Here is a 13,623-nt window from a genome sequence, read left to right as displayed (position 1 = left end):
AATGCGTTAGCCCGCGGCGATCAGCCACTGACTACGGTTGCACACTGGCCGCGACGCGCTCCGTCGATCGGTCCGACCACGCCGACCGTTTCGCGGCAAAGGTGCGTCGCGATGTTGTGGACGCGGAGCCTTTTCTCCAATTACTCTGCGGATCCTCCGCTGGCGTCAGTTGCCACCTAGTCATCTTGCGGCATCCGGGCGGCAAGTCGCAGGCCACTGTCCCGGCTGCAGCCGAGGATGCGGCACGCCCGCGAGACGCTGCCCTGCGGATTCGCCTGCTCCCGCAGACCGACGCGGTTCCTAGCAATCTTCTGATGGGTGCTCATCGCCACGACTCGTTGAGCAACACGCGGCCCGACGGCCATGCCTCGAACACCCGTGTGTCAGATCAATTCTTGTCTACTGTAGGCTCAACTCTCGTTTCAGCTCGCGCACGGCCGCCCCGTTTGCCGCGCTAGCTCTGTCACCAGCCGCTAGCGACGCTACCGGATCCCCCCGGCTGGAACTCGTTCTCCACCGCCGCCTTCCGCGTGCCAGCGTTCGAGGCCCGTGTCGCCGGTCGGTACAATCCATCGATCAAGCTTCGTCCGCAAACGGCTGCGAGTTGCCTGACGAATAGGGGACGCAGCCAGGTTGTTGACCTCGTGCGGGTCTGCATAAAGATCGTACAGGTCCTCTGCCGGCGCCGTTGCTTTGAGGATGAGCTCTGGAGACGGCGTGAGCTGCCCGGCCGCCGCCAGCATGCGGATCTCCGGCAGCATCGGGCGGTTCTTCTCGTAGTACTTCCCCTCCCAGTAGCCAAGCTCTGGAGCGAAGTTCCGGATGTACTTGAACTTTTGGGTGCGAACACAACGCATTGGGTTGTGAACCTCGTTGATGCTGTCGCGAGCGGCAAAGACGCAGTCTCGCTGCTCGTAAGCGGCGCCCCACAGAGGGCGCCCATCGAAAGTATCGGGGCACTTGACGACGGCGGCGTCAACAATCGTCGCCGTCACGTCCAGCATGCTCACCAAGTCGTTGCGGACCCCGCCTGCCGCCACGCGGCTGGGCCACTTCACGATCAGGGGCACGCGAATACCGGGCAGGTACTGCGCCCAATCCAGTCGACAGGTCTCGTTGTCGGGGACGTACAGGGGCAAACCGACTCGGTCGGTCTCAACCGGGATCTTCGACCGCTCCCGAAGTTTCGTCCATGCAAATTTGGAGTCGGGGATGGGTAAGCGAAAGATCGAGCCCGCGACGCCGCGTGGCGGACCATCACCGCTGCTCCGCAGAGCGAGCGTGGGGGAGTCACTCCAGTAACTGGGCGTCCCGCTTGGCTGCGTCCGCCATGGCGTGAGGGGGAGATCTCCCTTTCTGGCCTCGATCTGAGCCGAGGGCCGCGGACGACCGCACGCAGACGCGCGTTCTGCGTCGGTATAATACGGGTTCGCCCCAGGGGTTAAGCCGTCGATTGCTGCAGGCGGCCCCACGGGAATTGCCTGGGACCTCCGCTGCCGAAGGGGCAAACGCGGTCGCGGACGGCGTACCGGGCGCCTACGCCGGCCCCACGGAACATGACGCGGTTAGTGAGAGCATGCGGAACGATCGACAGGCGCCAAGTCAGCGTGGAAACCCAACGCGACGCAGATGGTTCGAAACGCTCGAGCAGCGGACGCTCCTCTCCGCGGGGGGGCTCGCAGCACAGTACTTCCACAACGAAGGCTTCACCGGCCTCGCCTACGAGAGCGTCGAGGCCGTCGACTTCGATTGGGGAACCGGTTCTCCGGCGCCGGGCGTCGCCCCCAGCACCTTCAGCGTCCGCTGGACCGGTCAGGTCCGGGCCGCCTACTCAGAGGACTACACCTTCTACGCGACCAGTGATCAGGGCGTCCGCTTGTGGGTCGACGGTCGGCTGCTGATCGATCATTGGGACCCGCACAACACCACGGTCGACTCGGCGACGGTCTCGCTGGTCTCCGGGCGACGCTACGACATCCGCGTCGACTACTACGAGCAGTACGGCTCGGCCGAGGTCCAGCTCGAGTGGTCGAGTTCCAGCCTGCCGCGCGAGGTGGTCCCTGCCTCGCAGCTGTACACGAGCCCGGCGGGGCTCTTTGGCAGCTACGCCGACGGCGCCGGCGGAGCGGCCAGCCGGTACGACGCCAACATTGACTTCGACTGGGGCGCCGCGTCTGCCCACCCCGCGGTGGCGGCCGACGGCTTCCAGGTGGAGTGGACGGGGCAGGTCCGCCCCGACCACAGTGGGGCCTACACGTTCTCTGTGACCAGCGACGAGGGCGTCCGGCTGTGGGTGGACGGAGAGCTCGTGGTCGACGACTGGCAGCCGCACACGACCCGCACGGCGACCGGCGTCAAGCAGCTCGAAGCCGGCAAGTGGTACGATGTCCGCATTACTTACTACGACCAATCGGGCGCCGCCGGCGTATCGCTATCGTGGTCGGGCGAGGGGCAGACCGGTAACCAGACGCAGGTCATCCGTACCGAGAACCTGCGGGCCGCGAAGCCGACGGAGCTTACCTTTCAGAATCCGCTCGGCCCCGGCCAGGACCCGTACGTTACCCAGTGGAACAACAGCTACCTGCACGTCCGATCGGCAGGCCGGTCGGTGCTGATCGACCAGGCCGACGCCCTGGTCGACATTCATCCCAGCAACGCAGCCAGCTCGACCGTCGTCGCGTGGACCGCGCCGCTGGGGACAAGCTACTCTCAGCAGGTGTGGGCGCCCGAGATTTTTCATCACAACGGCAAGTGGTACCTCTACTTCACGGCGTCCGATGGCGACAACGCCAACCACCGCATGTACGTGCTCGAGCGTGACGACCCCGACCCGATGGGGCCTTATGTGTTCCGGGGCCAGATCGCAGCGGCGACCGACCGGTGGGCGATCGACGGCACGGTGCTAGACTGGCAGGGGCAGCTGTACTTCATCTGGTCGGGTTGGCCGGGGGCGACCAATGGCCAGCAGAACCTCTACATCGCCGAGATGTCCGACCCGCTCACCATCAGCGGGGACCGCCACCTGATCAGCACGCCAGACTACGCGTGGGAGAGGCAAGGGCTAGCGATCAACGAGGGCCCCCAGATCCTGGCGCACCAGGGCGAGCTGCACATCATCTACTCGGGCAGCGGCTACTGGCGGCACGAGTACGCGCTAGGGCGGCTGACGTACGACGGCGTCGGCTCGCTGCTCGAGCGGTCGTCGTGGCAGAAGTCCCCGTCGCCGGTGTTCAGTCAGGCGGGCGCCATCGTCGGCACGGGGCACGCCTCGTTCACCACGTCGCTCGACGGGTCGGAGCACTGGATGGTGTACCACGCCCACCACGACCCGGCGAACTTCCAGGAGGACCGCGACATCTTACTGCAGGAGTTCGCCTTTGACGCGGCGGGGAACCCCGATTTTGGCGAGCCGGTCCCCACGTCCACGCCCCAGTCGGTCCCCGGTGGCCTACCAGACCCCGAGCGGCCGCTGCTCGTCGGCGACTTCGACGGCAGCGGGCTGGTCGACCGGTCCGACTACGCCGTCTGGCGCGGGAGCTACGGCTTGGTCGTCGCCCCCGGCGTGGGCGCCGACGCCAACCGCAACGGCGTCATCGACGCCGGCGACTACGCCCTCTGGCGTGACAACCGCGGGGCGGTCCCCCCAGGGCAAGACCCGACTCTCGCGTACTGGCGTCACGAGGAGGGGCCCGCCGGCCAACCGGTCATTGCGGGGGAAGTCTCGGTGGTCGACTCCTCGGGGTCCGGCAACCCGATGCAGACCATCGAGGCGTCGTCCACGGCCGCCAGCTACTCGACCGACGTATCGCCGCTGGCGCTCAGGAGCGGGCTTCCCAACACGCTCTCCCTGGACTTTGGGCCGGGCGGCGACGGCCCGGGACGGAACGACGGGAACGTCAGCTCCGGCAGCCCGATCAACACGCACACGTTCGAGGCGCTGACCGTCGAGTTCGCGTTCCGGCTAAAGGCGCTCGGCGGCTTTCAAACGCTTGTCGGCAAGGACGGCGCGCCGGTCAGCAGCCCCGTCGCCCCATTGCAGGTCAAGGTCCGGGGGGACAACTTCCCGGGCGGCGAGCCCAACCAGCTGTTCGTGGAATGGATCGATGGCGACGGCGACTCCGCCCAGCTGCTCATCGCGGGTGAGACCGGCGACTACACCATCGTCGACGCAATGTACGGCGCCGACTTCCGTGGGCCCTCGGGCGAGGTGCTCTACAGCACCAACTCGGCCTTCTCGGTCGGCCGCGGCGCCTACAACGGCAACGCCGCCGACTGGGTCAACGCCCTTATCGACGAGGTTCGTATTAGCGACGAAGCCCTCGACCTGTCTCAGCTGCTCTTTGTTCCGAGCGTCGTTCCGGCAGCGGCCCTCGCGGCGCCGGCGCCCCCCGTAGCCGCCTCCGACAACCGGCAAGACCTCACTGTCTGGATGCCCAGCGAGACGTTAGCCATCGCGCCGGCGTCAGAGGCCATGGCATCGCATCCCCCCATCCCTCAAGGGCGCCCCACCAACCTCTTGCTGGCTCCCTCAGCAAGAGTCCAGCGAGCGTCGGAAACGGATAATCCACAGGAGGGCAGGGGACACTGGTCGCCTGAGGAGGCGGACTCGGCCAAGCCACCCGAGGATGGCCTCGCAAGACGAGTGCGCGACGCGGCCTTTGCTTCCGTGCTTGCTTGGTGAGTGGGGTTTCCAAGAGCCGGCGGGCGAATTCTTGATCGTGCCCTCAAGCTGTCCAACCGCTCTAGGCGCCTCAGCAGCTGCCAGCCCCACCGGCTTCTCCGGCGACCTTAATCCGGACGACTTCCGTTGGCTCTCAACTAGTCATCTTGCAGCAGCCGGTCCGCAAGTCGCACGCCGCTCAGGTAGGCTCCTTCTACCTGGGGGCCTCCGCACCAGTCGCCGCACGCCGCGCTCCGGGACGGAACGTCGAGCAAGAATGGCTCGCTCAACGGCTCGGGGGGCAGGGCGAACCGCCAACGGTGCGCGGCGAACCAGATGGCGGGACGCCGCGACGCTCTGGTCGCCTCCCAGAAGGCGCTGGTGAGGGCGTCGAGGACCGCATCCCGGTCGTCTTCGAGGTGCTGCTGGGACCACTCGGGGGAAGCGTGCAGCACCCAGGTGTCCCGGTCCGGCGCCCGGCCGGGCTTGCTGCTGTCGCGGGCCAGCCACGAGAGCGGCGAATCCTCGACAAACGCGCCGTCGCAAGCGAGCCCGAGCGGCTCACGGAACGCCAGCATCACGGCCCAGCAAGCGGTCATGCGGACGCTGTTCGCGAGCTCTTGCAGCGGGGGCGCCGCGTGGAGCAACTCGGCCGACTGCGGCGCCGGGGCGGACGCCACCAAGAAGTCGAAGCTCCCGAGGTCGCGACCTTGCTCGTCAGCCAGCCGCCAGCCACGTTCGGTCCGCCGCGGGTCGACGACCTTGCAACTCGAACGGACATCCAGCCCGTCTGCCAGCTGCGCGGCGATCGCGTTCATGCCAGGAACCCCCACAAACCGATGGTGGGGCTTGTCACTGGCGGTGAATTGGCCCGCTCGCAGCACGCCGATCCGCCCCCGCCACTCCGACGCCACGCCGAGCTCGAACCATTGCCCGACCTGCGCCTGGAAGCGGGGGTCCCTGACAGTGAAGTACTGGGCGCCGTGGTCGGACGCGAAGCCGCCCGCCGTACTCTTGATCGACATCCTGCCGGCGACCCGTCGCCCCTTGTCAAACAGCGTGACCCTCACGCCCGCTTTGCGCAGGACTCGAGCCGCCGCGAGTCCCGAGATCCCGGCGCCCACGATGGCGACGTTCGATTGGCGGTCGACTAAGGGCGGCATCGTTACTACCTTCTGGCGGGGCGCTCTTCTGGTGCGCGGAAGAGCCTAGCGTGATTGGTGTGCGTGGGGCCGGCCGGTCGGGGTTCCGGTCCATCACCGACCAAGCAGCGAGCCAAGTTCGGTTTCAGTGTACCCGGTAAGCTCGAGGTAGCCGCGTCCCGCGATCGGCCTTGCCCCGCGTGATCCGCTGACCTCCATAGCGCCTTCCCAGTAGGCGATGCCGGTAGTAGCTTCGGTGGCCATCTCTTGCTCTTTGAACGCCGGGGTGACCTGCAGCTTGAGGCCGAGCGAGTCGACCTCGACTTGCCAGGACAGCGGGTAGCGGGCGCCGGTGGCCTCTGAACGCCAGGTCTTGCCCGGCGTGAGGCGGAAGTCGGTGGAGCGCAGCTCTGTCGAAGCGCCGTCGGCACCCACGAAGGAACCCGAGGAGTACGGGTCGAACGAGCCGTCGGACCGACGCATCTGGTACAGCATCAGCTCCGAGTTGTCGTCAAGCTGCAGCGACAGCCAGTCCCAACCGCGTTGGCCCGGTTCCAGAAAGCTGGTGCTGAACTCGTGGTCCATCCAGCTGTCGCCGGTAACGGAGAAGGTCTCACCGTGGACCGTGAGGGTTCCCGCGGTCGGCATCCGCGGCATCGAGTAGTAGTGCGACGCGTTGCCCTCGGCCGCGCCCTTCTGGCTCAGGCCGCCGGCGCCTTGCAGCACGACCCCCTTGCCCGGTTCGAGGGCGAGGTCGATGGCGAAGTCGTCTGCCTGAGCGGTCAGACGGTGCGTGTCCCCCTCGGCCTCGACCCGCCAATCGCCGTTCCAAACCTGCGGCCGTCCGGTCGCGGCGCCCGCCGCGTCGATGCCGGCCCGCCGCGTCCGCTGCGCGAAGGAGTGCTTCTCGGCGCGGATGTCGGAAACGGCGAAGTGCGCCGTGTAGAGGTCGCGGACGACCCACCGTGATGGGTTCTCTGGCTCGCGGAGCATGCCGGTCCGGAAGAACGTGAGTTGGTAGCCGAACCGACGGCCGGTGGGCGTCGTGAGGTTGCCGGTGAAGTACCACCACTCGATGCGGTAGTCGCTGTGGGCGCCGTGGTCGGCGGGGAAGTTGAACTCGCGCGGCTGGAGGGCCTTGGCCCAGGCCGCATCGGCTTGGCCCTCGGCCGGGGTGGCCGTCGACTCGTCCAGCAGCGACTTTGTGGAGGGGGCAATGTCCGCCCGGTCGTTGGAGCAACCAACGAGCGCGGCAATCGACAGCGCGACGCCCAAAACCAACGTGACGTTCGCCATCCGATCAATTCTCCCGGGTTGTCGCCAGTGGGTTCATCGCGGCGGCCCTGACCGCGGGGAACCAACCGAAAGCGGCCGCCGCCGCGACCACCAACAAGCTGGACCCAGCCAGGAACGCCCACGGCAGCCGGAACTGGATGGTCCAGCCGAACGCCTGCACGTTGATGACCAGGATCAACACCGCCGAGAGCAGCACGCCCAACACAACCCCGGTGACCTGGCTGGCGAGGCCGACAAGGACTGCTTCGCAGAGCACCACGCGGCGGATCTGCTGCCGCGTCGCGCCGACGAGGCAGAGCAGACCCAGCTCCCGCTTCCGGTCGAGGATCAGGGTGGCGAGGGTCGACGCGACGCCCACGCCGGCCACAATCACTGCGATCAGCTGCAGCGCGTAGGTGATCGTGAAGGTGCTGTCGAAGATCCGCATCGCCTCGGTGCGTATCTCCTGGCTGGTGACGCAGTAGACCTGTTCGTCGTCGCCGAGGCGGTCGTTGATGCGTCGCCGAACGGCCGCGGGGTCGGCCCCCGGCTTCAGCAGGATCGAGAGGCTCTGGGGACGGGGAGAGGGGTCGCTCTGCGGAAAGAACGCCGCGTAGGTCGCTTCGTCCAGCAAGACGGTTCCCTGATTGCTGGAGTAGTCGTAGTAGACCCCGGCGATCGTGACCTGCTGGCGACCGTTGTCGGTAGGCAGGCTGAGCGTGTCGCCCCGTCCAAGCCCGCGCTGCAGGGCCAGGGGTTCGGAGACCAACGCCTGACCCGGCTCGAAGCCCCCCGCTTCGATCGCCGCCAGGGGCGGTTGTTTGAAGAGCCTGCGTGACTCGCGGAGCGTCCGGTCGAGTCGCGTCGACGCGATTCTCAGCACGCGGTCCCCGTCGGGGATCTGCCGCGACAGCGCGCCGACCGTGTCGGCCACGTCGGGGTCCGTCTGGATCACGTTGATCGCGTGGTCCGAGAGCCGGGCTTCGGACACGCTCGAGGACTGCATCACCGGCTTCACCGCCAGGTCGGCCGAGAACGCCGAGTCCAACCACACGGTCACCGTCTCACGGAACGAGCCCACCATAATCGCGATGGCGACCATCATCGACAGCGCCGCGGCGAGCGCGGCTACCGAGATCGAGACGCGGGGCAGGGCGCTGACGACGTTCGCCCCGGCCAGACGCATCTCCACCCGGGCGGGCATCCCGCCCACGGCGCCCAGGCGACTGGCGAACCGGCACAGCAGCGACAGCAGCACCGGGCTGAGGAAGACGCCCGACAAGAGGATCAGCAACGCGGCGCCAAACCCGGCCACCGGGCGGCCGCCGATCGGCCCGACCAGGGTGAGGGCCCAGCCCAGCAACAGGCAGGCGACTAACCCGACGTGTTTCTGCCGCAGCCGGGGCTTCGTGAACTGCTGCCCGTTGCCCCGCACCGCCTCGACGGGCGAGACCCGCGCCGCGTCGCGGGCCGGGATAGCCGCCGCCAGCAGGGAGAGCGGGCCCACCACACCGGCCGCGAACAAGACGTCGCCCAGGGTCAGACGCAGCTGGCTGGCGGAAGACTCGGCCACGCCCGCGATATAGAACGTCTCGACCGTCTGAGCGGCACCGGCAACGGCATACGACGCCAGCGCGCGACCTAGGGGAAGCCCAATCGTGGTCCCGAGCGTCGCCAGGAGGAACGCTTCGCCGAGAAACAGCCCCATGACCGTTCGCTGCGAGGCTCCGGTCGCCCTCAAGACGCCAATCTCATCACGCCGAGCCGCTACCGAGATCGCCACGGTGTTGTAGATTAGCAGCAGCCCCACCACGAGCGCAACGCCACTCAAGGCCTCCAGGTTGAACTGGAAGGCCGCGATCATAGTGTTGGTTCGACCGAAGGAGGCGTCCGGCTCCTCGACGACCAGTGCTTCCGGCAAGCGCTCGCGGAGGCGCTCCAGTGCCGCCTGTGGGTCGGCGCCCTCCGGGAGCCGGACATCCACGTAGTCGAGCCTCCCCAGGCGGTCCGCGGCAAGCTGCGCCGCGGCGATGTCCATCAGCGCAAAGTTGCCGTCGAGCGTCAGGGCGGGGCCCCTGTTCAGCAGCACGCCGCGGATGCGGTACTCGAACTGCTCGGAGTCGAACGTCAGGCGGATCGGGTCGCCAACCCGCAGGCCGTGCCGCCTGAGAAACTTCTCGGTGAGGATGATCGAGCGAGGGTCGTTGAGCAGGCCGAGCGTCTCGCGAGCGGAGCGGGTGTCGCCGGCGGCGGTCCGGAGCACGTCGTAGTCGCGCAGGTCGAAGTCGTCCAGGATGTCGACCCCGAGGACCTGCAGCAGCTCACCACTCGGGAACGGGTTCGTCTGGCTCGGTTCGGCGCTGGCGCCGACGACCATCGCCATCGTTGAGATCGCGGGGCTGAAGGTCGCACCGGGCAGCAGCCCGTCGAGTTCGCCGAAGAGCCGCTCGTCGAACCTGCCGGCGACGCCCCGCACGCGGAGCGAGGCCTCGCCCCCGACCGCGTCGATCGCCGCCCGGAAGGTCTCTGTCACGCTGCTGTTCGCCAGGCGCACCGCGAGCATCACGGCGACGCCGATCGCGATCGCCGCGACGGCGGCGACGCACCGCGCGCCGTTGTGCGCCAGCGACCGCAGGATGAACTGCCTAAAGATTCGCAGAGAGAGCATCGGCTTCCTGGGCGGATTCGAGGCGGCCGTCCCGCATCGTGAGGCGACGCCCAGCGTAGCGAGCGGCTTCGTGCGAGTGGGTCGCCATCAGGATCGTGATCCCCAGCGAACCATTCAGTTCCGCGAGCAGGTCCAGGATCCGAACCCCGTTCTCCGAGTCCAGACTGCCGGTCGGCTCGTCGGCGATCAACAGATCCGGTTCGATCGCCACCGCCCGAGCAATGGCGACCCGCTGCATCTCGCCTCCTGACAGCTGGGACGGGAAGCTCTTGCCCTTGGCAGGGAGATCGACTTTCTCGAGGGCCGCCTGCGCCCGGCTGCTGGCCTCGCGGTCGGCAACCCGGTCCAGGGTCAGCGGCAGCGCCACGTTCTCGACGGCGGTCAGCGTGGGCAGGAGGTTGAACGACTGGAAGACAAACCCGACCTGCCGGCGGCGTACGTCGGTCAGCTGCTGGTCGGAGAGCGCATCGAGCGGCCGCCCGGCCAGCCGCACCGTTCCCGAGGTCACGCGGTCCATCGCCCCGGCGATGTGCAGCAGCGTCGACTTGCCGCAGCCGGAGGGGCCCATCAACGCGGTGAAGGACCCCGACTCTACGGACAGGCAAACGCCACGCAGTGCCTCGTAGGCCGCGTCGCCTTCGCCGTAGGTCTTGTGAACCGCCTCAATCTCAAGCATGCGGTTTGCCGGCAGTGTCGGGCAGATGGGGGCAAATCGTGGAAACCAACTACTGTAGGCGCAGATCTCCTAGAGCCAAGTAGATTGCTGGCGACAAGCTCAGCCAGCACGCCTCGACGAGAGCTTGCCTTGCGTGACCGAATCCATGCATACGCCAGGCTTTCCACGCCGTGAACGCGGGTTGAGGCACTACCTCTGTGGGGCAGAGTGACCAGACCGCCCGCGACAGGAAGGAGCGGCTGCGGCCTAGAGAGGAAGGCCAAACCTCCCACAGCGGCCCGCTGCTCGGCGCCCCTCCTCATCCCCGGCTTCCCTACCGCTGAAGAAGCTTCATCTTCGTCGGAGCCGGCCGTCGGTCGCTCACCCGCCTCCGGCGCCGACGCCAGACGGAGCGGCTCGACTTTGCTGGTGAGGTCTGAGGGGGCGTTGGTCTCCGGCGGGCCGCGCGATGTACGCCCTGGCGGCGGGCGTTCGGCCACGCCGTCGTGGTGCGGCGACGGCGCACAATCCCTCGGGGGTCTTGCCGCGTTCTCTGCAGGGATCCCTCCCTCAGAGCCCGTGCCGATTAGCAGAGCCGCAGAGGAGCCGCGTACCTGCCTGAAGACGCCCTCGTCGACGAGAACTAACTGATGGTTTTGCCGTTGCGCGCACGGCGCCGCCCCCTCCCTACCTGTTCGTACTGGGCGATCACAGCTTCAGGGAGCACCCGCCTAGCGCCCCGGCGGCGTGGCTCTCGTTGACAAGAATAGCCCGCCCCACGAGACCCCAGCGGCGACGGTTGTCTTTCAGAAGGGCGCCGTCACCACTCCATCCGCCCGGGAGCCCAACGCGTTGAAAACCACGATGTCGATATCGTAGTTAAGCGGCTGCACATGCCCGTCAGCGAAACAGGCGTTGAATGCCCCTGTGTGTGCGGAACCGAAGTGGTAGCCATAACCGCGGAGATCGACAGGCGTGGGGTTTTCAATGGGTTCTGGGACGTCGGGGCCCGGCTTGTAGCCGGTGTACCGCACGGTGTCGAAGTCCCAGCCGTCGGTCCACCCGATGTCGTCATAGGGCGCTCCCACCTCGTAACGGTCGGTGTGCAACCGCTTCTCACCGAGCACAACGGTCTTCGACAGCCCGTCGGTGATGTGCTTCGCCTTGCACGGAGGCGACATGCCGGTCCTCGTTATTACCCCTTCGTACTTCACTGGGTACCTCTGCCCGCGGTGCAGGATCTTGGACTTGGCGGCCGCATTGACGTTTCCCTGTGTGAGGCCTTGCCAGAACCAAGGGTCGTGACTCAGCCGCGAAAGGTCGAGGATGTTGGCGGGCGTTGCGGCGGCGTAGTCGGCCAGGGCGCAGCCCCCTCCGCACCCGTTGACGGGCGCCCCCGAGTTCGATTGCTCGTACACCACCGTCGAGCCACGGCGGGACGGGCAGTTATAGAGGGAGACCGGCGTAGCGCGAACCGTCCGGTCCAGCTGCTGGTCGCCTTCTCCATAGCCCTTCGACACGTTCTGGAGGTTGGTGTTCTCGACATACGGAAGAATTTGGACCATCCAGCCGTAACCGTTTCCGAACCTGACGTCTGTGTCGCCTTCGTCGTGCCAGGGTTCCGTCCCCCCGGTTGGGAACTCGCCAACGGTGCTCTCGTAGTTCAGCGTCGCGAGCCCCATCTGCTTCAATTGGTTGACGCAGGTCGAGCGTCGGGCCGCCTCGCGAGCGGCCTGCACTGCTGGCAGCAATAGGGCAACGAGAACTCCAATGATCGCAATCACGACGAGGAGTTCGACGAGTGTAAATCCGGTCTTCCGCGGGGAACGGTAGATCACAGTGCACCCACACTCCGTAGGAGGTCTTTGAAGGCAATACCTCACCGAGCGCCGAGCAGCGGGATCCGCTGTGCGCAAACCGGTACAGGCATCCCTCGCTGAGGGACGTTAATGAGAGAATCTGGCGCAGTTGAACTGCTCTTCGCGCCTAGCGTCTCCGGAGAGTCGGCCCCGCAAGAACGCCGAGCATCCCGATCAGGATCAGGGAAGTCGGCTCGGGAGCCGCGGAAATGCTCGCCGAGGGCAAGCCGGCTGTAACGACGGTCAGCACCGACGCCACCGCACCGTAGTTCGCTTCCCAAAGGTCGTAGTGGAGGTCGCCCACCACTCCGAGCCCACCGTCGTTAGGCAAACCAGCAACGCTGCCGATGTTGTCACGGTAGACGGTGTAGTCTGCCGCGTCGACCAGGCCGTCACCGTTGAAATCGCCGTCGGGCAGAGCGCCGGCTTCGGTCTCGATGGTCACTGCCCCCGGGGTCCCGTTGCCGTGGAGCAAGCCTGCGTCGCGGTAAGACCCCAGGGCGTCGACAAAATCTCCCGGCAGCGTCACCCGGCCCGTCCCGTGGATGTCGATCTTCGAGCCGGGCTGAATCGATTTTGTCTCTCCATCCGTGGTGAAGATGTTGTTGAGGTTCATCTCGCCGCCGCTGAGAACGTTAACCGTCGCGGTGCCGCCAACGGTGTTGAAGTCGGCGCTCCCCAGGCCCAGGATGCCCCCCGTCTGGTTCAGCGTCCCGCTGATGCTGACCTCGGCGATCCCGGTGCTGCCCCACCAAAGGTGGCTGGCCACATTAAAGACGCCTCCCGATTCGATGGTCAGGAATCCAAGCACGTCCCCGACAACCGGGCCTCTCGCGACCCAAGAAATACGTCCGACATTCACAACGCCGCCGCTGCTGACGATCATCGTGCCATCGGTGAAGCCATTGTTCCCCACGACGACGTCCTGGGTGGTTGTCAGAACGCCCCCGTCCTGCACTTCGACGACGCCTGCTTCGTCGACACCGATCAAGAGTCGGTTGAAGGTTTCGGCCTCGAAGTCGAGAGTCACCGTGCTGCCACCCCAGTTGACTCGGGCTTCGTCTGTGCCCGTAGGCACGCGAGTTCCGGGCAGAGCGGGGTTGAACCCCCAGCCTGCGATGGTCCCGTCAGAGATATCGCCCCAAGATCCCCCGGTTCGGTACCTCAGCACGTCTTGAGCGTAGGAGCTGCTCGCTGCTGTAAGAAAGAGAGCCGTCAGCAAGCAGAATCGCGTAGTACGGACAGTGGTCATCGGTGAGAATCCTTTGTACAAAGAGGCGAAGCCGACGCGGCCGTTCGCGACGCGTGGAGGAGGAAAAACTGGATGAGCTGTGATTGCGGCGTTTTCAGAGGCTGCAAGAAGC

9 protein-coding genes are annotated in these 13,623 nt (G+C 66.7%); 1 reads left to right on the top strand and 8 read right to left on the bottom strand.

Features of this window, described 5'->3' with window-relative positions; translation table 11 throughout:
- Positions 1-176: 176 nt before the first annotated feature.
- A complete protein-coding gene (locus Pla123a_RS24480; RefSeq protein WP_197527710.1) occupies positions 177-326 on the bottom strand; it encodes a hypothetical protein in 150 nt (49 codons plus the stop codon).
- 156 nt (positions 327-482) lie between these two features.
- Entirely contained in the window at positions 483-1,139 is a 657-nt protein-coding gene (locus tag Pla123a_RS05775) for a sulfatase/phosphatase domain-containing protein (RefSeq protein WP_146584789.1), read from the bottom strand.
- Positions 1,140-1,576: 437 nt separating this feature from the next.
- Between Pla123a_RS05775 and Pla123a_RS05770 the strand changes: the two genes are divergently transcribed.
- A complete protein-coding gene (locus tag Pla123a_RS05770; protein ID WP_146584787.1) occupies positions 1,577-4,681 on the top strand; it encodes a PA14 domain-containing protein in 3,105 nt (1,034 codons plus the stop codon).
- Positions 4,682-4,818: 137 nt separating this feature from the next.
- On the opposite strand, the gene Pla123a_RS05765 is transcribed toward Pla123a_RS05770, so the two are convergent.
- From Pla123a_RS05765 to Pla123a_RS05740, 6 genes are all read right to left on the bottom strand, one after another.
- Positions 4,819-5,823 (bottom strand): NAD(P)/FAD-dependent oxidoreductase, encoded by a 1,005-nt coding sequence (locus tag Pla123a_RS05765; protein WP_146584785.1) that lies wholly within the window; start codon positions 5,821-5,823, stop codon positions 4,819-4,821.
- 93 nt (positions 5,824-5,916) lie between these two features.
- Positions 5,917-7,098, bottom strand: coding sequence for a lipocalin-like domain-containing protein (locus Pla123a_RS05760; protein WP_146584783.1), 1,182 nt, complete (start codon positions 7,096-7,098; stop codon positions 5,917-5,919).
- A 4-nt stretch (positions 7,099-7,102) separates the two neighbouring features.
- The gene (locus Pla123a_RS05755; RefSeq protein WP_146584781.1) at positions 7,103-9,745 is read right to left on the bottom strand and encodes an FtsX-like permease family protein; all 2,643 of its coding nucleotides are present in this window, start codon (positions 9,743-9,745) and stop codon (positions 7,103-7,105) included.
- Positions 9,723-10,421, bottom strand: coding sequence for an ABC transporter ATP-binding protein (locus Pla123a_RS05750; protein WP_146584779.1), 699 nt, complete (start codon positions 10,419-10,421; stop codon positions 9,723-9,725). The genes Pla123a_RS05755 and Pla123a_RS05750 overlap by 23 nt, the downstream gene beginning before the upstream one ends.
- A 785-nt stretch (positions 10,422-11,206) precedes the next feature.
- Positions 11,207-12,238 carry a DUF1559 domain-containing protein gene (locus tag Pla123a_RS05745; protein WP_197527709.1) on the bottom strand — a complete coding sequence of 344 codons (1,032 nt, stop codon included), beginning with the start codon at positions 12,236-12,238 and terminating at the stop codon, positions 11,207-11,209.
- 148 nt (positions 12,239-12,386) lie between these two features.
- Complete coding sequence (locus Pla123a_RS05740) at positions 12,387-13,337, bottom strand: hypothetical protein (RefSeq protein WP_146584776.1); 951 nt, start codon at positions 13,335-13,337, stop codon at positions 12,387-12,389.
- Between the last annotated feature and the right edge of the window lie 286 nt (positions 13,338-13,623).

The organism is Posidoniimonas polymericola (genome assembly GCF_007859935.1).
Lineage (GTDB): Bacteria > Planctomycetota > Planctomycetia > Pirellulales > Lacipirellulaceae > Posidoniimonas > Posidoniimonas polymericola.
This window is presented reverse-complemented; position numbering and strand designations above follow the sequence as displayed.

Coding starts and splice junctions, on each gene's coding strand:
- Pla123a_RS24480 (WP_197527710.1), bottom strand. CDS start 326: ATGAGCACCCATCAGAAGATTGCTAGGAACCGCGTCGGTCTGCGGGAG.
- Pla123a_RS05770 (WP_146584787.1), top strand. CDS start 1,577: ATGCGGAACGATCGACAGGCGCCAAGTCAGCGTGGAAACCCAACGCGA.
- Pla123a_RS05765 (WP_146584785.1), bottom strand. CDS start 5,823: ATGCCGCCCTTAGTCGACCGCCAATCGAACGTCGCCATCGTGGGCGCC.
- Pla123a_RS05760 (WP_146584783.1), bottom strand. CDS start 7,098: ATGGCGAACGTCACGTTGGTTTTGGGCGTCGCGCTGTCGATTGCCGCG.
- Pla123a_RS05755 (WP_146584781.1), bottom strand. CDS start 9,745: ATGCTCTCTCTGCGAATCTTTAGGCAGTTCATCCTGCGGTCGCTGGCG.
- Pla123a_RS05750 (WP_146584779.1), bottom strand. CDS start 10,421: ATGCTTGAGATTGAGGCGGTTCACAAGACCTACGGCGAAGGCGACGCG.